The organism is Pseudarthrobacter phenanthrenivorans, assembly GCF_000813845.1.
In the GTDB taxonomy this organism is placed as follows: Bacteria; Actinomycetota; Actinomycetes; order Actinomycetales; family Micrococcaceae; genus Arthrobacter; species Arthrobacter phenanthrenivorans_B.
In genome coordinates this window covers 30,009-48,782 of sequence record NZ_JWTB01000007.1, presented here as the reverse complement: position 1 = coordinate 48,782, position 18,774 = coordinate 30,009, and the positions used below count along the sequence as shown (strand labels likewise).

General features: G+C 66.8%; 18 protein-coding genes. 12 read left to right on the top strand and 6 right to left on the bottom strand.

The genetic code is table 11. The annotated features are described in order from the left end of the window. The first annotated feature begins 46 nt into the window (after positions 1-46). Genes RM50_RS03275 through RM50_RS03255 form a run of 5 tightly spaced genes read left to right on the top strand, consistent with a single transcriptional unit; the run spans position 47 to position 5,772 of the window. A complete protein-coding gene (locus tag RM50_RS03275; RefSeq protein WP_043449920.1) occupies positions 47-1,339 on the top strand; it encodes an ABC transporter substrate-binding protein in 1,293 nt (430 codons plus the stop codon). 2 nt (positions 1,340-1,341) lie between these two features. Then, the gene (locus RM50_RS03270; RefSeq protein WP_043449918.1) at positions 1,342-2,331 is read left to right on the top strand and encodes a carbohydrate ABC transporter permease; all 990 of its coding nucleotides are present in this window, start codon (positions 1,342-1,344) and stop codon (positions 2,329-2,331) included. After that, a complete protein-coding gene (locus RM50_RS03265) occupies positions 2,328-3,239 on the top strand; it encodes a carbohydrate ABC transporter permease (protein ID WP_043449916.1) in 912 nt (303 codons plus the stop codon). The genes RM50_RS03270 and RM50_RS03265 overlap by 4 nt, the downstream gene beginning before the upstream one ends. Further along, complete coding sequence (locus tag RM50_RS03260; RefSeq protein WP_043449914.1) at positions 3,236-4,720, top strand: glycoside hydrolase family 1 protein; 1,485 nt, start codon at positions 3,236-3,238, stop codon at positions 4,718-4,720. Before RM50_RS03265 ends, RM50_RS03260 begins: the two co-directional genes overlap by 4 nt. Continuing rightward, entirely contained in the window at positions 4,720-5,772 is a 1,053-nt protein-coding gene (locus RM50_RS03255; RefSeq protein ID WP_043449911.1) for a LacI family DNA-binding transcriptional regulator, read from the top strand. The genes RM50_RS03260 and RM50_RS03255 overlap by 1 nt, the downstream gene beginning before the upstream one ends. Before the next feature lie 34 nt (positions 5,773-5,806). On the opposite strand, the gene RM50_RS03250 is transcribed toward RM50_RS03255, so the two are convergent. From RM50_RS03250 to RM50_RS03230, 5 genes are all read right to left on the bottom strand, one after another. Beyond that, positions 5,807-6,256, bottom strand: coding sequence for a transferase (locus RM50_RS03250; RefSeq protein ID WP_043449909.1), 450 nt, complete (start codon positions 6,254-6,256; stop codon positions 5,807-5,809). A 95-nt stretch (positions 6,257-6,351) separates the two neighbouring features. After that, positions 6,352-7,011, bottom strand: a complete 660-nt coding sequence (locus RM50_RS03245) for a GntR family transcriptional regulator (protein WP_043449907.1) — start codon at positions 7,009-7,011, stop codon at positions 6,352-6,354. 118 nt (positions 7,012-7,129) lie between these two features. After that, on the bottom strand, positions 7,130-8,155 hold the full coding sequence (locus RM50_RS03240) for a transketolase family protein (protein ID WP_043449904.1): 1,026 nt from the start codon (positions 8,153-8,155) through the stop codon (positions 7,130-7,132). Then, positions 8,152-9,063: a transketolase gene (locus RM50_RS03235; protein WP_043450295.1), complete on the bottom strand. Its 912-nt coding sequence runs from the start codon at positions 9,061-9,063 to the stop codon at positions 8,152-8,154. Before RM50_RS03235 ends, RM50_RS03240 begins: the two co-directional genes overlap by 4 nt. Positions 9,064-9,099: 36 nt before the next feature. After that, positions 9,100-10,437 carry an MFS transporter gene (locus RM50_RS03230; protein WP_043449902.1) on the bottom strand — a complete coding sequence of 446 codons (1,338 nt, stop codon included), beginning with the start codon at positions 10,435-10,437 and terminating at the stop codon, positions 9,100-9,102. A gap of 188 nt (positions 10,438-10,625) precedes the next feature. Between RM50_RS03230 and RM50_RS03225 the strand changes: the two genes are divergently transcribed. The 5 genes from RM50_RS03225 (at position 10,626) to RM50_RS03205 (ending at position 14,906) form a co-directional block, all read left to right on the top strand. After that, positions 10,626-11,450 carry a sugar phosphate isomerase/epimerase family protein gene (locus RM50_RS03225; protein WP_043449900.1) on the top strand — a complete coding sequence of 275 codons (825 nt, stop codon included), beginning with the start codon at positions 10,626-10,628 and terminating at the stop codon, positions 11,448-11,450. Positions 11,451-11,543: 93 nt separating this feature from the next. Next, positions 11,544-12,317: an SDR family NAD(P)-dependent oxidoreductase gene (locus RM50_RS03220; protein WP_043449898.1), complete on the top strand. Its 774-nt coding sequence runs from the start codon at positions 11,544-11,546 to the stop codon at positions 12,315-12,317. 70 nt (positions 12,318-12,387) lie between these two features. After that, positions 12,388-14,142 (top strand): dihydroxyacetone kinase family protein, encoded by a 1,755-nt coding sequence (locus RM50_RS03215; RefSeq protein ID WP_043449896.1) that lies wholly within the window; start codon positions 12,388-12,390, stop codon positions 14,140-14,142. Continuing rightward, entirely contained in the window at positions 14,139-14,630 is a 492-nt protein-coding gene (locus tag RM50_RS03210; RefSeq protein WP_276202732.1) for an RpiB/LacA/LacB family sugar-phosphate isomerase, read from the top strand. The genes RM50_RS03215 and RM50_RS03210 overlap by 4 nt, the downstream gene beginning before the upstream one ends. 21 nt (positions 14,631-14,651) lie before the next feature. Next, positions 14,652-14,906: a hypothetical protein gene (locus RM50_RS03205; RefSeq protein ID WP_043449891.1), complete on the top strand. Its 255-nt coding sequence runs from the start codon at positions 14,652-14,654 to the stop codon at positions 14,904-14,906. Here the strand turns inward: RM50_RS03205 and RM50_RS03200 are convergent. Then, the gene (locus tag RM50_RS03200; protein ID WP_043449890.1) at positions 14,872-15,480 is read right to left on the bottom strand and encodes a TetR/AcrR family transcriptional regulator; all 609 of its coding nucleotides are present in this window, start codon (positions 15,478-15,480) and stop codon (positions 14,872-14,874) included. The two genes, RM50_RS03205 and RM50_RS03200, sit on opposite strands and share 35 nt — an antisense overlap. A gap of 155 nt (positions 15,481-15,635) precedes the next feature. Between RM50_RS03200 and RM50_RS03195 the strand changes: the two genes are divergently transcribed. Both RM50_RS03195 and RM50_RS03190 read left to right on the top strand, forming a co-directional pair. Next, a complete protein-coding gene (locus tag RM50_RS03195) occupies positions 15,636-17,090 on the top strand; it encodes an APC family permease (protein ID WP_043449888.1) in 1,455 nt (484 codons plus the stop codon). After that, a complete protein-coding gene (locus RM50_RS03190; protein ID WP_082006955.1) occupies positions 17,083-18,732 on the top strand; it encodes an amidohydrolase in 1,650 nt (549 codons plus the stop codon). The genes RM50_RS03195 and RM50_RS03190 overlap by 8 nt, the downstream gene beginning before the upstream one ends. The last annotated feature ends 42 nt before the right edge of the window (positions 18,733-18,774 follow it).

Here is an 18,774-nt window from a genome sequence, read left to right as displayed (position 1 = left end):
CGCCCGTGCGGTCCGATGGGCACCCTGACGAAGGAGTCTTCCCCCTGTGAAAAACCCCAGCAAGTTCTCCGTGCTTTCGGCCGCCGCCGCGTGCCTTGCCCTGTCGCTCACGGCCTGCGGTTCCTCCGCGCCCGAGAAGTCCGGCGTGAACGGTGCCACCGGATCCGAGGCTGTGACGCTCACCGTCGGCACGTTCAACGAGTTCGGCTACGAAGAGCTCTTCAAGGAATACGAAGCACAGAACCCCAACGTGACCATCCAGCACAAGAAAGCCGCGACCACCAATGAGGCGCGTGACAACCTCACGACGCGCCTCGCCGCAGGCTCGGGCCTGTCCGATATCGAGGCCGTGGAAGTGGACTGGCTTCCCGAACTCCTGCAGTACCCGGACCGCTTCGCGGACCTGGCCGACCCCGCAGTGGAAGGGCGCTGGCTGGACTGGAAGGCCCAGGCCGCCACCACCGCGGACGGCAAGCTGCTTGGCTACGGGACAGACTCCGGCCCCGAGGCCGTCTGCTACAACTCCGAACTCCTCAAGAAGGCCGGCCTGCCCACCGAACGTGGCGAGGTTGCCAAAATGCTGGGTACCTCCTGGGACAGCTACTTCGACGCCGGAAAGAAATTCAAAGCCGCAAACCCCGGTTCCGCCTGGTTCGACTCCGCCGGGGCCATCTACCAAGGCATGAGCAACCAGCTTGAAAAGGTCTATGAGGAGAAAGACGGTTCCGTCATCGCCACGGAGAACCAGCAGGTCAAGGACACCTACAAGCAGGTCCTGAAGGCCTCCACCGAGGACGGCTTGTCCGCCCACCTCAAGCAGTGGAGCGATGACTGGGCCTCCGGTTTCCAGACCGGCGCCTTCGCCACCACGCTCTGCCCGGGCTGGATGCTCGGAGTGATCGAGGGCAACGCGGCCGGGGTCACCGGCTGGGATGTGGCCAACGTCTTCCCGGGAGGTGGCGGAAACTGGGGCGGGTCCTACCTGACCGTTCCCACGCAGGGAGCGCACCAGGCAGAAGCCAAGAAACTGGCCGGTTGGTTGACTGCTCCTGAGCAGCAGATCAAGGCGTTCACCGCTAAGGGCACCTTCCCCAGCCAGAAAGAGGCACTGGAAAGCAGTGAGCTGCTGGGCCAGACGAGCAAGTTCTTCAACGGCGCCCCGACCGGCGAAATCTTCGCCGAGCGGGCCAAGGCCGTTGATGTCACGCCCTTCAAGGGAACCAAGTACTTCGCCATCAATGACGCCATGCAGCAGGCCCTCACCCGGGTGGACGTTGACAAGTCGGACGACGCCGCGTCCTCTTGGGACAAGTTCGTCACCGCAGTGAAGTCCCTCTAGGCATGGCAGTCACCGACCGGGTCACGCGCCACGCAGGTCCCAGCCCCAGCACGGGGCGTGACGGCGGAAACGTCCGGCGCCTCGCGTTATCCCAGCAGGTTTCCAAATGGGACTTCAAGCTGTCACCGTACCTCTACGTTTCGCCCTTCTTCCTGCTGTTCGCCGTCACGGGCCTCTTCCCGCTGGCCTACACGGCCTGGGTTTCACTGCACAACTGGAACCTCATCGGCGGGCAGGGAAAGTTCGCGGGACTGGAAAACTACGCCTTCGTGGTGGCCCAGCCGTACTTCTGGAACGCTGTGGGCAACACCTTCAGCATCTTCATCCTCTCCTCCGTTCCCCAGGTAGTCGTGGCCCTGGTGGTCGCAGCGGTGCTGGACGCGAACCTGCGGGCAAGGACGTTCTGGCGGATGGGGGTGCTGGTGCCGTTCGTCGTGGCACCCGTGGCAGTGGGGCTGATCTTCAACAATCTCTTTGCCGACCAGTTCGGGCTGATCAACGAGATGTTGAAGGCGCTTGCGCTTGACCCGGTCCGGTGGCACTCCGATCCGGTGGCAAGCCATGCCGCCATAGCCACCATGGTGAACTTCCGCTGGACGGGCTACAACGCCCTGATCTTCCTTGCTGCCATGCAGGCGATTCCGCGTGACGTGTTCGAAGCGGCCACGATCGACGGCGCCGGCAGGCTGCGGCAGTTCTTCTCCGTGACAGTACCCATGCTTCGCCCAACCATCATTTTCGTGGTGATCACCTCAACCATCGGCGGCCTCCAGATTTTCGATGAGCCCCGGGTCTTTGACCAGTCCGGCCTGGGCGGGGCGGACCGCCAGTGGCAAACACTGACCATGTACATCTGGGAACTCGGCTGGGGCCAGCGCAACTTCGGCAGGGCCTCCGCGGTGGCGTGGCTGCTCTTCCTGATCATCGTCCTGATTGCCCTGCTTAATTTCGTCATCACCAAACGCATCGCCAGCCAGGAAGGCCGCAAGTGAGCTCCATTCCCGTGATCGAACAGACTGCCGGAAAAGGTGCGGCCAGGGCAGCAGCCCGGCGCGGCGGCGGGAACCACCGGACAGGCTTCGGCGCCGCCCGCCGGCCGGGGTTCGCCACTTATGGCTTCCTCGGTGCCGTGCTGCTCGCTTCGATCTTTCCGCTGTACTGGTCGTTCCTGGTGGGCAGCCATGACAACACCGTCCTCAGCCGGGGCATCCCGCTCCTTCCCGGCGGGAACTTCCTGGCCAATGCGGCCAAGGTCTTCGACAGCATCCCGTTCTGGAAGGCGATGGGCAACAGCCTGATCGTCTCCGGCGTGACGGCCGCATCCGTCGTCGTATTTTCCACCCTGGCGGGGTTCGCCTTTGCCAAGCTCCGCTTCCGCGGCAGCAAGGCCCTGCTGGTGTTCGTTATCGCCACCATGGCGGTCCCCACCCAGCTGGGCGTGGTCCCGTTGTTCATCGTGATGTCCAAACTGGGGTGGACGGGCTCACTGTGGGCGGTCATCATCCCCGGCCTCGTCACCGCGTTCGGGGTGTTCTGGATGACGCAGTACCTTCGGGACGCCCTGCCGGACGAGCTTATCGAGGCCGCCCGGATGGACGGCGCATCGATGATCCAGACGTTCTGGCACATCGGTTTCCCGGCAGCCCGCCCTGCCGCCGCCATGCTGGCACTGTTCACTTTCGCGGCCACCTGGACAAACTTCTTCTGGCCGTTCATTGTCCTTGACCCCTCCAACCCCACCCTCCCGGTGGCCCTGCAGCTGCTGCAGGCCGCCCACTTCGTGGACTACTCCGTGGTCCTGGCCGGCGCCGTCCTGGCCACCGTCCCGCTCCTGCTGCTGTTCATTGCGGCAGGCCGTCAACTCGTATCCGGAATCATGCAAGGAGCAGTCAAAGGATGAGTTCCACCCAACGTCCGTTTCCGGAGGATTTCCTCTGGGGGACGGCAACAGCTGCCTACCAAATCGAGGGCGCAGCACACGCCGATGGCCGGAGGGACTCCATCTGGGATGTGTTCGCGCGGCTGCCCGGTGCCGTGGCGGACGGCCACAACGGGGACATGGCCTGCGATCACTACCGGCGCTACCGGCAGGACGTGTCGCTCATGGGCCGGCTGAACATGAAGGCCTACCGGTTCTCCACGTCCTGGGCCCGCTGCATGCCTGACGGCGTTACGCCCAATCCCGAGGGAATCGCCTTCTACTCCCGGTTGGTGGATGAGCTGCTGGCTGCCGGCATCACCCCGTGGCTGACCCTCTACCACTGGGACCTGCCCCAGGCCCTGGAAGACAACGGCGGATGGGCCAACCGTGACACCGCCTACCGTTTCGCTGAGTACGCGGCCCATATGCATAGCGTGCTGGGGGACAGGGTCCGCATCTGGACCACCCTCAACGAACCGTGGTGCTCGGCGTTCCTGGGCTACGCGGCAGGAATCCACGCTCCGGGCCGGCAGGAACCCCGGGCCGCCCTGGCTGCGGCGCACCACCTCCTGCTCGGCCACGGCCTGGCAGCGGCGGAGCTCCGCCGCCGGGACCCGGAGGCCTCCCTGGGCATCACCCTGAACCTGACGGTCGCCGACCCGAGGGATCCCGGCAGCGAAAGCGACCGGGATGCAGCGAGGCGGATTGACGGGCAGTTCAACAGGATCTTCCTTGACCCGCTGTTCCGCGGCGAATACCCGGCCGACGTCCTGGCAGACGTAGCGCACCTGGGAATGGCGGACCTGGTGCACGCCGGCGACCTTGAGTCGATTTCCACACCCCTGGACCTGCTCGGCGTCAACTACTACCACGGTGAATCACTCACAAAGGACCCGGCCGGCGTCCAGGAGCAAGCAGCTCCGGAAACGACGTCGGTCCCGGGGCAGGCAACCCGAGCGGTGGCATCGCCGTTCGTGGCTGCCGACGGCACCCGCTCTGTCCGCCGGGGCCTTCCTGTCACGGGAATGGGCTGGGAGGTGCAGCCCGAAGGGCTCCGGCGCCTGCTCAACCGACTCCAAACCGAGTACACGGGACCGGCCGGCATTCCGATCTACGTCACCGAGAACGGCGCAGCCTATGAGGACGTGCCCGACGCCATGGGTTTCGTGGACGACCAGGACCGGCTGGGCTTCTTCGCCGCCCATCTCGACGCCGTGCACGGAGCCATTGCGGACGGCGTGGACGTCCGCGGATACCTCGCGTGGTCACTGCTGGACAACTTCGAGTGGTCCTTTGGCTACCACCAGCGCTTCGGCCTGGTCCGGGTGGACTATCCCACCCAGGAACGGATTCCGAAAGCGAGCGCCCTGTGGTACTCGTCGGTGGCATCCGGCAACGCCCTTCCCGCGGGCAGCAACCCCGTCCCGCCGCCGGCCCGGGGTGTCGTATTGTCGGTGTAATGAACGCAAACTCCAGCCGCCCGGCCCCGGCAGGGGCAGGGCGGCCCAGTCCTACGCTGGAGGACCTGGCGTCGGCCGCCGGGGTGTCCCGCTCCACCGCATCCCGTGCGATCAACGGCGGCTCCAAGGTGAGCGCACAGGCCCAGGCGGCCGTTGACGCCGCGATTGTGGCGCTGGGATACACCCCCAACCGTGCTGCGCGGAGCCTGGTCACTCGGCGGGCGGGATCCGTGGCGCTGGTCATCCCCGAACCCGACGCCAGGGTCATGATGGACCCGTACTTTGCCGCGGTGATCATGGGAGTCAATGAAGCCCTCCGCGAGACGGACCTGCAGTTGGTGCTGCTCATGTCCCGGGCCGGGGATGACTCCGCGCGGACCCTCCGCTACCTGCGTGGAGGACACGTCGACGGCGCGATCGTGGTGTCCCACCACCGCGCCGACGACTGGGTGGAGACCCTGGGCGCCACCGGGCTGCCCACCGTCTTCATCGGCAGGCCGTGGGACACGGACGCGGGGATTCCCTATGTGGACCTGGACAACGTCGAGGGCGGCCGGCTGGCGGCGCGGCACCTGTCCGGCGCCGGCCGCCGTAAGTTGGCAACTGTTGCCGGCCCCACTGACATGACGGCCGCCGTCGACCGCCTGGACGGCTGGCTGCAGGGACTACGGGAAGCGGGCATCCAGCCCGGACCCGTCATCCACGGGGACTTTACGACGGCGGGCGGCGCCGATGCTGCGGCCCAATTGCTGGCCATGTCGCCTGATGTGGACGGAATATTCGCTGCGTCCGACCTCATGGCGCTCGGCGTGGTGGACACTCTTCGCGGAAGGGGGCGGCGGGTGCCGGAGGACGTCGCAGTGGTGGGCTTCGACAACCACTCCATCCAGGCGGCGCATGGCCTGGGGCTCACCACAGTGGCCCATCCCATGGCGGATATCGCGGCCGCAGCCGGAAAGCTTCTGGTGGAAGCCATCGGGGAGCCCGGAGAAGCACCGGAACCGGTTATTTATCCGGCGGAACTGGTGGTGCGCGGAAGCTCCGTTCCCTAGCGGCCAAGGACCCGCAGGGCTTTTTAGGCCGTGCCTAGGCGGCCAGCCCGCCCTTGGTTTTGCGGTGCTGCCGGTGCCGTGCCGGTGCCAGGCGTGAGTGCGCCCCGGCCAGGACTTCGCTGCCGTCTGGCACGGTGCTGTCGGTATCCAGGTGGGCGCCGTGCTCGATCAGGACACTCGAGCCGATCCTTGAGTGGCTGCCGATGTGCACGCGGTTGCCGATGACCGTGCCCCGGCCGATGCGGACGCCGTCACCAATCACAGTCCGGTCTCCGATGGTGGCATCCCGGTCGATCCAGCTGCCGTGGCCGATCCGGCACCCTGCCCCCACCCTGGCGCCGTGCTCGATGTAGGTCATGGGGCCGATCCTGGCGTTGTCCGCCACCATGGCTCCCGGGGCGATGAGCCCGCCGCCGTTGTCGTGGCGGGCATACCGGGTGACCTTGCCGGCGTCGTCCTCAAATGACACAAACTTTGCGGTCATACCATCCCTCGTTAACGCCGCGGTTATTTACCGCGCAGTAGGTTAACGGCCGGGAGTGCGCAGGGATTCCCAAACGCTTGACAGAGGCAGGAAAGCTACGCCACCAGGTTGGCGGCCGCGGTGTCCATGTGTTCCAGGATCGTCTTCCGGGCCAGGGCGGCGTCTCCGGTGTCGATGGCGGCCACGATGTCCTTGTGGCGGTCCACGCTCATGTTGCTCACGCCCTTTTCCAGGCCCGCGAACATGATGGACATCCGGATGGAGCCCTCGAGGGATTCCCAGGAGTGAAGGAGGGTTTCGTTGCCGGTGAGGCGGCAAAGGGTGCGGTGGAACTCGAGATCGGATTCGATACGTTGCTCCAGGCTTCCGCTGGTGGCATCGGTCATGGCGTCGATCGCCTTGTGCAGCGACTCGGTGACGTGCTGCCGGTCCGGGAGTTCGCACAGGGTCCGGGCGGCGAGGGATTCAAGGGCGGCCCGGACGGCGTAGATGTCCCGGATTTCCTTTTCGTCCAAGTGGCGGACGGACAGGCGGCCGCGGGGTCCGGCGGACAGCAGGCCTTCCTGCTCCAGCTGGCGGAGGGCTTCGCGCAGGGTGCCGCGGCTGATCTGGAGCATCTCGGACAATTCTGTTTCCACCAGGTGCCGGCCGGGTTCCAGTTCGCCGCTGGTGATGGCGGTCCGCAGCGCGGAGAGTGCCTGCTCGCGCAGGCTTTTCTTTTCCAGTCCCAGCAGCGGGGCGGTGAGTCCGGCCATGGCTTCTGTCCTCAATGTCATAAGTCGACTGTTTACAGTCGGTAGTGGTTTCGATACTACGGCAGAAAGCACGGCTCCGGCCTGGGACCGGTGCCGTGCTTTCTGCATTGGTGCTGCCTTAGCCGAGTTCGGCGAGGACCTTGGCCACGATGCGGTCGACGGCGAGGCCGTACCGGTCGTGCAGCGTGGGCAGGGCGCCCGCGTCCAGGAACTGGTCCGGCAGTGCCACGGGCACCACGCGCTTGCCCACGCCGGCGGTGACGACGGCGGAAGCCACGGTTTCGAACAGGCCGCCCACCACGGAGTGGTTTTCCAGGGTGACGGCGAGCCGGTCGGTGTTGACCTCCTTGAGAACGGTTTCGGCGTCGAACGGCTTGATGGTGGGCGTGTGCACGACGGCGACGTCCACGTTGTGTGCCGCCAGCGCCTTGGCTGCCTGCAGGGCGCGCATGGTCATCAGGCCGGAGGAGATGAAGACGACGTCGTTGCCGCCGCGCAGGACCTTGGCCTTGCCGAGCTCGAACGTGTAGTCGTACTCGTCCAGGACGGTGGGAACGTTGCCGCGCAGCAGGCGCAGGTAAGTGGGTCCCGCGGAAGCGGCCAGCTGCGGCACGGCCTGCTCGATGTCCACCGAATCGCACGGGTCAACGATTGTCAGGTTGGGCATGCCGCGGAAGATCGCCATGTCCTCGGTGGCCTGGTGGCTGGGGCCGTAACCGGTGGTCAGGCCCGGCAGGCCACCCACGATATTGACGTTCAGGTTCGGTTCCGCGGCGTCGAGGCACAGGAAGTCGTAGGCGCGGCGGGCGGCGAACACCGAGTAGGTGGAGGCGAACGGCACCAGGCCGGACTCGGCCAGGCCGGCGGCTGCGCCGAAGAGCAGCTGCTCGGCCATGCCCATCTGGAAAAACCGCTCCGGGAAGGCCTTGGCGAAGATGTGGATATCCGTGTACTTGCCCAGGTCCGCGGTCAGGCCAACGATCCTGTCGTTTTCCTGCGCGGCCTTCACCAGTGCGTGCCCGAACGGCGCGGAGGAGGTCTTCTGCCCGGGGTCGGCGAACGACGCGATCATCGCCGACGTCTTCAGCTTCGGCTTGGCTGCCGCAGCAGCTGCGGTGTCCGGGGCCTCGGTGGTGGTGCTCATGCTGAAGCCTTTCCTTCGTAGCCGGCAGTGAGCTGCTCGCGGCAGATCTGCCATTCGTTTTCTTCGATGCGCATGAAGTGCGCCTTTTCGCGGTTTTCCAGCAGCGGAACGCCGCGGCCCACCTTGGTGTCGCACAGGATCACGGAGGGGCGTCCGACGGCGGCGGCCTGGGCGGCTGCGTTGTCGAACGCTGCCAGCAGCGCGCCGACGTCGTTCCCGTCCACCCGCTGGGTGTACCAGCCGAAGGATTCCCACTTTTCGGTGACCGGTTCGGTGCGGAGCACCGTGTCGGTCTTACCGTCGGCCTGCAGGGCGTTGATGTCCACCATGGCGGTGAGGTTGCCCAGCTGGTGGTGGTGCGCACCCATGGCCGCTTCCCAGGTGGAGCCCTCGTCCAGTTCGCCGTCGGAGAGGAAGTTGAACACCCGGGCGTTCGAGCCCTGGTAGCGCAGTCCCAGAGCCATGCCGACGGCGATGGTCAGGCCGTGGCCCAGGGAGCCGCCGGAGATTTCCATGCCGGGAGTGTAGGTGGACATGCCGGACATCGGCAGCCGGGAGTCGTCCGATCCGTAGGTCTCCAGTTCCTCCACCGGGACGATCCCGGCTTCGGCGAGGGCGGCGTAGTGGCCGATCGCGTAGTGGCCGGTGGACAACAGGAACCGGTCGCGTGCTTCCCAGTGCGGGTCCTCGGCGCGGAACCGCAGCTGGTCCCCGTAGACGGTGGCGAGCATGTCGGCTGCGCCCAGCGCCTGGCCCACGTACCCCTGGCCCTGCACCTCGCCCATGTTGAGGGCGTGGTGCCGGATCCGGTACGCGGCGGCGCTGATCTTCTCCAGCCGTTCCGGAGTCACCGCATTCTGCAGTGCGGGTCCCTGCGGGGCGGCGTCCTGGACGGTATCTGTAGGCATTGCTTGCTCCGTGGTCGTTTTGTACGTGGTGGTCATTCAGGCGTTGACGGTGTTCGGGGTGCTTTTGGTCGCCTCATCAGCCAGTTCCCGTTCCCGCTTGCCCCAGGTTTCGCGGGTGGCGACGGCCGCCCAGAGGCCGATCAAGGCGTAGGCGCCGAAGAGCAGTGCCGGGCCCATCCAGCCGAAGCTGACGAACAGGAGGGTGGTGATGAACGGGGTGAAGCCGGAGACCATGGCCGAGATCTGGTACGCGAGGCTGGCACCGGACGCGCGGGTCTTGGCCTGGAAAAGCTCGGGGAACCAGGCGCCCTGTGCGCCGGCGAGGGAGTTCTGGCAGACCGCGTAGGAGATCACGATGGTCAGGATGATGGCGATGAACAGGCCGGTGTTGACCAGCAGGAACATCGGAATGGCGAACAGGGCCGCGAAGGCGGTGGACCAGACGTACAGCGGGCGGCGGCCGATGCGGTCCGTCAGGGCAGCCCAGGCCTGGGTGGCGACAATGCCGATGGCGGAGGCGATGCTCAGGGCGACCAGGGTCTGGGTCTTGTCCGCGAGGTGCTGGCTGTTGATGTAGGAAATCATGTATGTGATCGAAACGGCGTAACCGGCGGTCTCGGCGATGCGCAGGCCGATGCCCTTGACGATGTTGCGCCAGTCCGTCTTGATGACCTCCACGATGGGTGCCTTGACGATGGTGCCGCTGTCCTTCACCTCATCGAACACGGGGGACTCGGGAACCTTGGAGCGGATGATCAGGCCCACGATCACCAGCACGATGCTGGCCAGGAACGGGATGCGCCAGGCCAGTTCGTTGCCCAGGCCGGCGCTGGCCAGGAAGGTCAGGTTGGCCAGGAGCAGGCCCACCGGGAAGCCGGCCTGGACGATGCCGGTGTACTTGCCCTTGGCCTTCCACGGCGCGTGCTCGTAGCTCATCAGGATGGCGCCGCCCCATTCCGCGCCGAAGGCGAGGCCCTGGACGATGCGGACGAAGACGAGGAGCGCGGGGGCGAGGAGGCCGACGGCTGCGTAGGTGGGGAGCAGGCCGATGGCGAAGGTGGCCAGCCCCATCAGGATCAGCGAGGAGACGAGGACCGGCTTGCGGCCCACTTTGTCACCCAGGTGGCCGCCGATGATGCCGCCCAGGGGGCGGGCGGCGAAGCCGACGCCAAGGGTGGCGAAGGAGGCGAGGGTCCCCGTGACGGGATCGCTCCCGGGGAAGAAGGCGGTGCCGAAGTACAGTGCGGCAGCGGTGCCGAAGCCGATGAAGTCATAGGTCTCGATGACGGCCCCCACGCCGGATCCAATGGCAACTCGCCTGGCGTCCTTGGTGCCGTGGACCGGACCGCGCATGGTCAGAGCATCTTTGCTCATGGTGGTTCCCTTTCGAAGAGCGGCTGCAGAACGACGGCCGCTGTCGACTGTTAACAAACTGGATATGCTCCAGTGTGACCCACATCATTCTCACTGTCAACAGTCGACTTTGGGAGTTGACTGTTGACAGTTAACGAAGATACTGTGGTGCCCATCACTACAGCCCGGCACGACCCAGAGGATCAATGATGTTCCATTCCAGACTTGGATGCTCATCCATCAGCTTCCGGCACCAGGACCTGGCCAGTGCGCTCCGCACCATGAAGGGCCTGGGCTTTGAGGAAATCGACCTCGGTGCCCTGCCCGGCGTCTGCGACCACGTTCCGTACGGGCTGGATGCCGCTGCCGTCGAGGCGGTGTCGGCCGAAGTCAACACGTCCGGGCTCCGCGTCCGTTCCGTGAACGGCGACATCGGGGACCTGAACAGGGTGCTCGACGCCGATGCGCAGGCAGCGCGGGAGCGCCACCTGGACGCCCTGCTGACCTTGTCCGCCAACATCGGTGCGAAGGCACTGGTTCTGCCGTGCGGCGCTTTGGGCCACACCCCGGTCCGGAGCGTTGAGGAGGACTTGGACCTCGTCGCCGCCCAGCTCACTGGTGCCGGGCGGCGGGCGGCGGAGTTCGGCGTCGAACTTTGGACCGAATCCCTGCACTTCCTGCGCTTCTGCTGGAACCTGGAACGCGCGGGACTGCTTGCGGACCGGCTGGCAGGATCCGGCGTCGGAATCGTCATGGACTTCAGCCACATCGTGGCCTCCGGCGAGGACATCCAGGCCTACCTGGACCGGAACCGGGGCCGCATCAGCCACGTCCACCTCCGCGACGCCGTGCCGGGGAACATCAACCTCAGCATCGGCAACGGGGACGCCGACTTCGCCGGCGGCCTGAAGCGGCTTGCCGCGGATGGCTACGCCGGCCACTTCTCCCTCGAGCTGGAAACCCGGGACGTCACCAATGACGAACGCCCCGCCGCCGCCGCCAAGGCAGCAAGCTTCATCACCGACCTTCTCTAACACCATCGACTGCTCCGCAGATGTCGTTTTGACGCCTCATAACGACAAATACGTAGCAATCGATCCACAAAAACACATTCAAGGAGCACCATCATGACCACCATCCAGCGCACCGCCGTCCTCACCGGAGCCACCTCCGACCGCGGCATCGGCATCACCACCGCCCGCCGCTATGCCCGTGAAGGCTGGGGCATCGTCATCCTTGACCTCGACGGCGAAAAGTCCGCCAAGGTCGCCGCTGAAATCGGCAACGAATTCAACGTCCCCGCCTTCGGCCATGAGATCGACGTCGCCAACGAAGCCTCTGTCATCGCCGCCCAGGCCGCCGTCGCCGCCGAAGTCGCAGCCGGCAACCTCCCGCCCGTCGGCGCCCTGGCCAACATCGCCGGCATCACCTCGCCCGTCCCGTTCCTGGAGACCACCCTTGAGCTGTGGCACAAGGTCATGGACGTCAACGCCACCGGCACCTACCTGGTGACCAAGGCGTTCCTGCCGGACATGATCGAAAACGGATGGGGCCGGATCGTCAACATGTCCTCCGTCTCCGCCCAGCGCGGCGGCGGCGTCTTCGGCAAGGTCCCCTACTCCGCGGCCAAGGCAGCCATCCTGGGCTTCACCAAGGCCCTGGCCCGTGAACTGGGCACCACCGGCGTTACCGTCAACGCCATCACCCCCGGCGCCGTGGACACCAACATCCGCGTGGGCAGCACCGAGGAACAGGAAGCCGCCATCAACGCCGGCATCCCGCTGGGCCGCAACGCCACCACCGAGGAAGTTGCTTCCGTCATCACCTTCCTGTCGTCCGAGGACTCGGCCTACCTGACCGGCACCACCGTTGACATCAACGGTGGAAGCCACATGCACTAGCAGCCACCTGCCACCAGTCACCACCCACAGCCCCAGCACTGACAGAACCCCGGACGCCGGAGAACCTCCCATGACCAAAATCTTCAACGACCCCTCAGAGTTCGCCGAGGAGGCCCTGGCAGGCTTCTGCGACGTCCATTCGGACCTGGTCCGCCAGGTCCCCGGCGGTGCCGTCCGCCGCTACCGGCCGGCGCGGCCCAAAGTCGCCGTCCTTGCCGGCGGTGGTTCCGGCCATTACCCGGCCTTCGCCGGAATCATCGGCACGGGCTTCGCCGACGGCGCGGTGGTGGGCAACATCTTCACCTCGCCGTCCGCCCAGCAGGCCTACTCGGTGGCCAAGGCCGCAGAGTCCGGGGCCGGCGTCGTGTTCACCTACGGCAACTACGCGGGTGACGTGATGAACTTCGGCATGGCCAGCGAGCGCCTGGCCGCCGAGGGCATCGCCGTGGAGAACGTCCTGGTGACGGACGACATCGCCAGCGCGCCGCCGTCGGAATCCGCCAAGCGCCGCGGCATTGCCGGTGACTTTACGGTCTTCAAGGTGATGGGTGCGGCCGCCGAGCGGGGCGACAGCCTGGCCGAGGTGGTCCGTCTGGGCCGCAAGGCCAATGACCTCACCCGCACCATCGGCAGCGCGTTCGCCGGGTGCACCTTCCCCGGCGCCGAATCACCGCTGTTCACGCTCCCGGACGGACAGATGGGCCTGGGCCTGGGCATCCACGGCGAGCCCGGCCTCCACGACACGGACCTTCCGTCCGCCAAGGAGCTGGGACGGGAACTGGTGGCCCGGGTTCTCTCCGAGACCCCCGCCAACGCCGGCAAGCGGATCGCCGTCATCCTCAACGGCCTGGGATCCACCAAGCACGAGGAGCTCTTCGTCCTCTGGGGAACCGTGGCACCGCTGCTCCGCGCCGCCGGCTACACCCTGGTCATGCCCGAAGTGGGCGAACTGGTCACCAGCCTTGACATGGCCGGCGTCTCGCTGACGGTGACGTGGCTGGACGAAGAACTGGAACCGCTCTGGACAGCTCCGGCAGAAACCCCTGCCTACCGCCGGGGCGCCGTGACCACGCCGGCGGGCGCTGCCGCCGGGGAAGAAGCGTCCGACGGCGGTGCCGCCGACGCTGGTTTCGCCGCCACGGAGGCCTCCCGCGAGTACGCGGCCGCCTGCGTTGACGCTATTTATGCCGCGCAATCCTCCCTGCACGGGGCGGAGGAACGCCTGGGCCGGATGGACGCCATCGCCGGCGACGGCGACCACGGCCGCGGCATGGTGCGGGGCGTGGATGCGGCAGCCGGGGCTGCTGCCGACGCACTCAGCCGGGGCGCGGGCGCAGGCGATGTCCTTGCCGCGGCCGGAGATGCCTGGGCGGACAAGGCGGGCGGAACATCGGGTGTGCTGTGGGGGGCAGGCCTGCGGGCCTTCGGCGAAACGCTGGGCAACTCTTCCGCGCCTGAACCCCAGGGCCTCGCGGCAGCCGTCACCGCGTTCGCGGAACGGATCGTCCAGCTGGGCAAGGCCGAAACCGGGGACAAGACCATGGTGGACGCCCTGCTGCCCTTCGCCTCCGGCTTCGCACGCCGCCTGGCCGGCGGCGTGGAGTCCGGCCGGGCCTGGCAGGAAGCCGCCCAGGAAGCGGCTGCAGCGGCGGAAGCCACGGCGGACCTCCTTCCGCTTAAGGGCCGGGCACGCCCCCTCGCCGCGAAGAGCCTGGGCACCCCGGACCCGGGCGCCACGTCCCTGGCGATGGTCTTCGCCGTCATGGGACCGCACTTCACCACCTCAACCGCGAGCGCAGCCGCACCGGCGGGAGCAAAGCAATGACAACGGAAGGACACACCATGGGGCTGCGGCTCATAGTCGGCGCGGATGAAGCCGGCGTGGACTACAAGGACAAGGTCCTCGCGGACCTGCGGCAGGATCCGCGCGTCAGCGAAGTCATCGACATCGGGGTCAGCCGAAGTGACGCCCCGGACGACTTCACCAGGCCGTACCCGTATGTCGGCATCACCGCCGGGGAAATGATCCGGGACGGCGCAGCGGACCGCGCCATCCTCTTCTGCGGCACCGGAATCGGCGTGGCCATCGCCGCGAACAAGGTGGAGGGAATCCGCGCCACCGCCGCGCACGACTCCTTCTCGGTGGAACGCTCAATCCTCTCCAACGACTGCCAGGTGCTCACCATGGGCCAGCGTGTCGTGGGGATCGAGTTGGCCCGCCGGCTGGCGAAGGAGTGGATCGGCTACACGTTCGATCCGTCGTCGGCGTCAGCCGGCAAAGTGAAGGTCCTTACCGACTTCGAGTCCTGCTAGCCGGACACCCGGGGGAATGCCATGAAGCCCTACCCCTCTTCCAGCTGGACCCGGCTGATCGGCGTTCCGGTGGAGATCCGCCGGAACTGCACCCTGGTCCGGGCCGGCGTGGTGGATGACGCCATGCCGAACCCCGCTGCCCTGTGGCTGGCCGCCGACGCCGCCGGCCACAGGGAGCTGTTCACCGCCGCCGAGGGGTACCAGGTGTGGATCCAGCCCCGGATGCGGGCGGCGCTGCGGGTCAGCCCGCCAGCTTCGCCCGCAGCCCCGCGATAATGACATCCAGCCCAAAATCGAAGGCGTGATTGCCGCGTTCCGATGGCGGGCCGGAAAAGCCCAACGCACGCTTCAACGCGGGATAACCGTCGGCCGGGGGGTCCCAGACGACCTCCGGGGCGGCAAGGTCGAGTGCCGCGCCCAAGGCAAAGCTGTCAATGGTCGAAATCGCCGCCACCACGTCCCGGCCCCTGAAACCCGCGGCTTCCAGCGCAAGTGCGAGGTCCTCATAGAGCCCGATGACTTCCGGGTCGGTGATGGACTGCAGCACCATCAGGGGTGCCAGCCGCGGATGCCGGGCGAACGCATCCCTGTACGCGCGGATGAGGACCCGCAGCGCCGCTTCCCAATCCTGGTGGTCCACCGGCGGATACGGTTCCTCGGTAATGATCCGGTGCCTCAACAGTTCCAGAATCTCGTCCCGGCCGCTGACATGGTTGTAGATGGAGGACTGGCTGACGCCAATTCTCTTGGCGAGCTTGGGAAGGCTGAAATCACCGGTCTGGTCCACCAGTTCGAGTGCGGCCGAGGTGAGGGCCTCCACCGAAATCAACGGGAGGGGCGGGCGGCCCATCGGTTCTCCTGACTGCAGCTCTTGGACATCGGGTCCAGCCTAACTGCCGGAAACATTACCCGCCGTCACGGGAAACCTATTGTGCTCCGGACCACTTGGTCCCATACTAAACGAAAGCCTTTCGTTTAAGTGGGCTCCCAGGAAAGGACCACGCCATGCCTGCTACCAAAACCCGACCAAAACCGCCGTCCCCGGACGGCGCACTCAAACGCAACGCGCTGGGCACCGGAGGCATCGCCTTCCTGGTGATTTCGGCCGCGGCACCCCTGACAGTGATGGCAGGCGTAGCCCCGGTGGCGATCGGAGTCGCGGGCATCGGCGCCCCGGCCGGTTACCTCCTGGCCGGCATCGTCCTGACCCTCTTCGCCATCGGCTTCATGGCAATGACGCGGCATGTGAAGGCTTCCGGCGGCTTCTACACCTACATCTCGATTTCTTTGGGAAAGACCGCGGGCCTGGCATCAGCCATCCTTGCGATCATCTCCTACAACTGCCTGCAGATCGGCGTCTACGGCCTCTTTGCCGTACAGACGCACGACATGCTGCAGGTCCTCTTCGGACTCGACGTGCCATGGCCCGCGGTCGCCCTTGCCGCCGTCGCTGCCGTCTGGTTCCTGGGATACCGGGGCATCGACGTCGGCGCCAAGGTCCTGGGCGTGCTCCTGGTCGCAGAGACCGGCATCCTCGGCGTCATGGGCGCAGGCATCCTGGGAAGCGGCGGCGCACACGGCATCAGCATGGGATCCTTCAGCCCCGGGCAGGCCTTCGGGCCCGGCGTTCTGGCCATCCTGGGCATCTGCTTCGCCGCATTCATGGGGTTCGAATCCACCGTGCTGTACCGCTCCGAAGCCCGCGACCCGGATACATCCGTTCCCCGGGCCATGTACATCGCGGTGGGCTTCATGTCCGTGTTCTACGCCTTCATCGTCTGGGCCGTCATCCAGGCGTTCGGGGACGACCAGGTGGTGGAAGCCGCCGGGGAACTGTCCGGCGGGATGTTCTTCCAAACCATCGGGCACTACGTGGGACCCTGGGCAGAAACTGCCATGTACGTCCTGATCGTCACGAGCGTCTACGCCTCACAACTGGCGTTCCACAACGCCATCAACCGCTACGTCTACATGCTGGCAAAGGACGGCATCCTGCCCGCATTCCTGGGCCGGACCCACCACCGGTTCCGCTCGCCGCACCGTGCCGGACAGCTGCAGACCCTGTTGGCGGCCGTGGTCATCACCATCTGCGCCGTCCTCAACGCGGACCCCTACCAGCAGCTCCTGATCTGGGTAAACACGCCGGGGATCTTCGGCATCGTTGGCCTGCAGGGGCTCGTGTCCGTGGCCGCGTTCCTCTACCTCCGCCGGAATCCCTCCGCTGCCCGCAACAAAATCCTTGCCCCGCTCAGCCTGGTCTCCGCCATCCTGCTCTTCGGCGTCGTCCTGCTGATCGCGGTGAACATTGAACTCCTCACCGCCGCGGACCCGCTGACCAACACCATCCTGATCCTGGTAACGCCCGTGGTGTTCGCCGCCGGCCTGCTGGCCGCGCGGTGGGTGCGCCGCCGCCGTCCAGCAATTTTCGACCGAATTGGAAGCTTTGAAACCCATGAATGACATCAACCCGGACCTGATCATCCTCGCCGGCACGGTCCACACCATGGATGAAACGCGCGGCGGGCCCTCAGCACAGGCCATAGCGGTACGCGACGGACGCATCCAGGCGATCGGGACGCGGGACGAGGCCCGCTCCTGGGGTGAATCGGAAGTCATCGATTTTGGCGGGGCGGTCCTCACGCCCGGCCTGGTGGACTGCCACGTCCACCCCGTCATGGGCCTGGACATGACGCGGGGCTGCGACCTCTCCGGCATCACGGACCTCGCCGCCGTCCGCGCACTGCTGCGGGCGGAAGCGGAGGCCACCCCGCCGGGCGGCTGGGTCCGCGGCTGGGGGCTTGATCCCAACGCGTTCGGGTCCGTGCCGCCCCACCGGGAGCTGATCGACGACGTCGTCGGCGGCAGGCCCGCGCTGATCCGCCTGTTCGATGCCCACTCAGCCCTCGCCAGCACGGCAGCGCTGGAACTGGCCGGAATCTCGGGACCACGGCACTTCGACCAGGCCGCAGAAGTGGTCTGCGACGGCAGTGGCAGGCCCACCGGGCTCCTGCTGGAGGCCGCCGCACTGGACCTGGTCCTGACGCTCATGCCGACGGAGACCTTCCAGGAACGGAAGGAGCGGCTGGGCGAAGTCTTCGAGTCCTTCTCCCGCGCCGGCCTGACGGGCATCCATGTCATGGACTGCGGGGAAGGAACCTTGGAGCTCCTTGCGGCCCTCGAAAACGACCTGGCCGCGGCCGGTAGGGGACTGCCGGTGCGGGTGCGGGTATCGCCGTGGTGCATGCCGGGCAGCGGGGACGCCGACTGGCAGCGGCTCGCCGGTCAGGTGGAAAACGTCCGCGGCTCCCGGTGGAAGGTGGCAGGGATCAAGCTGTTCGTGGACGGAACCGTGGATAACGGCACGGCCTGGCTCTTCGAGCCGGATATCTACGGCCAGTCCGTTGCACCTTTTTGGCCGCGTCCGCAGGAGTATGCCCGGGCCGTCAGGTTCTTTGCCGAACGGGCCATCCCCACCGCCACCCATGCCATCGGGGACGCCGGCGTGGCCGCGGTGGTGGCGGCCTTTGAGGATCTTCCGGCGCACATGGCCCGGGCACCGCACAGGATCGAGCATATTGAAACGGTTCCGGACGGCATCATCGAGAGGTTCGCAAAGTCAGGCCTGATCGCCAGCATGCAACCCAGCCATTGCACCCATTACTCCCGCGCGGACCAGACCGACAACTGGTCCACCCGGTTGGGCAAGGAGCGCGCGGACCGCGGCTGGCGGTGCGCGGACCTCCGGTCCGCGGGCGTAACGCTCGCGCTTGGTTCGGATTGGCCGGTGGCGCCGTTTGAACCCCTGCCGATCCTCGCGGACGCCCAGCTGCGGCGGCGGTCCGGCCATACCGACGAGCAGCCGATCGCCCCCGGCCAGGCCCTCAGCGCCCGGCAGGCGCTGGAAGGCTACACCTCCCATGCCGCAAAAGCAGCAGGGGAGTGGGCGGAGGCGGGGTCGCTTGCGGTGGGCAAGCGCGCTGACTTCACGATTTTGGACGTTGATCCGCTGGCCGCAGCGCCTGACGAGCTGGCGCGCGGGCAGGTGCTGGCCACCGTCGTGGACGGGCAGTTGCAGCATCTTGCCGTCGGCGTCACCGGCTAGCTTCCGCCGGGATGGCCCGGCCCCGTTTCCGGGGCTGGGCTT

Coding starts and splice junctions, on each gene's coding strand:
- RM50_RS03270 (WP_043449918.1), top strand. CDS start 1,342: ATGGCAGTCACCGACCGGGTCACGCGCCACGCAGGTCCCAGCCCCAGC.
- RM50_RS03260 (WP_043449914.1), top strand. CDS start 3,236: ATGAGTTCCACCCAACGTCCGTTTCCGGAGGATTTCCTCTGGGGGACG.
- RM50_RS03255 (WP_043449911.1), top strand. CDS start 4,720: ATGAACGCAAACTCCAGCCGCCCGGCCCCGGCAGGGGCAGGGCGGCCC.
- RM50_RS03250 (WP_043449909.1), bottom strand. CDS start 6,256: ATGACCGCAAAGTTTGTGTCATTTGAGGACGACGCCGGCAAGGTCACC.
- RM50_RS03245 (WP_043449907.1), bottom strand. CDS start 7,011: ATGGCCGGACTCACCGCCCCGCTGCTGGGACTGGAAAAGAAAAGCCTG.
- RM50_RS03240 (WP_043449904.1), bottom strand. CDS start 8,155: ATGAGCACCACCACCGAGGCCCCGGACACCGCAGCTGCTGCGGCAGCC.
- RM50_RS03235 (WP_043450295.1), bottom strand. CDS start 9,063: ATGCCTACAGATACCGTCCAGGACGCCGCCCCGCAGGGACCCGCACTG.
- RM50_RS03230 (WP_043449902.1), bottom strand. CDS start 10,437: ATGAGCAAAGATGCTCTGACCATGCGCGGTCCGGTCCACGGCACCAAG.
- RM50_RS03225 (WP_043449900.1), top strand. CDS start 10,626: ATGTTCCATTCCAGACTTGGATGCTCATCCATCAGCTTCCGGCACCAG.
- RM50_RS03220 (WP_043449898.1), top strand. CDS start 11,544: ATGACCACCATCCAGCGCACCGCCGTCCTCACCGGAGCCACCTCCGAC.
- RM50_RS03215 (WP_043449896.1), top strand. CDS start 12,388: ATGACCAAAATCTTCAACGACCCCTCAGAGTTCGCCGAGGAGGCCCTG.
- RM50_RS03210 (WP_276202732.1), top strand. CDS start 14,139: ATGACAACGGAAGGACACACCATGGGGCTGCGGCTCATAGTCGGCGCG.
- RM50_RS03205 (WP_043449891.1), top strand. CDS start 14,652: ATGAAGCCCTACCCCTCTTCCAGCTGGACCCGGCTGATCGGCGTTCCG.
- RM50_RS03200 (WP_043449890.1), bottom strand. CDS start 15,480: ATGGGCCGCCCGCCCCTCCCGTTGATTTCGGTGGAGGCCCTCACCTCG.
- RM50_RS03195 (WP_043449888.1), top strand. CDS start 15,636: ATGCCTGCTACCAAAACCCGACCAAAACCGCCGTCCCCGGACGGCGCA.
- RM50_RS03190 (WP_082006955.1), top strand. CDS start 17,083: ATGAATGACATCAACCCGGACCTGATCATCCTCGCCGGCACGGTCCAC.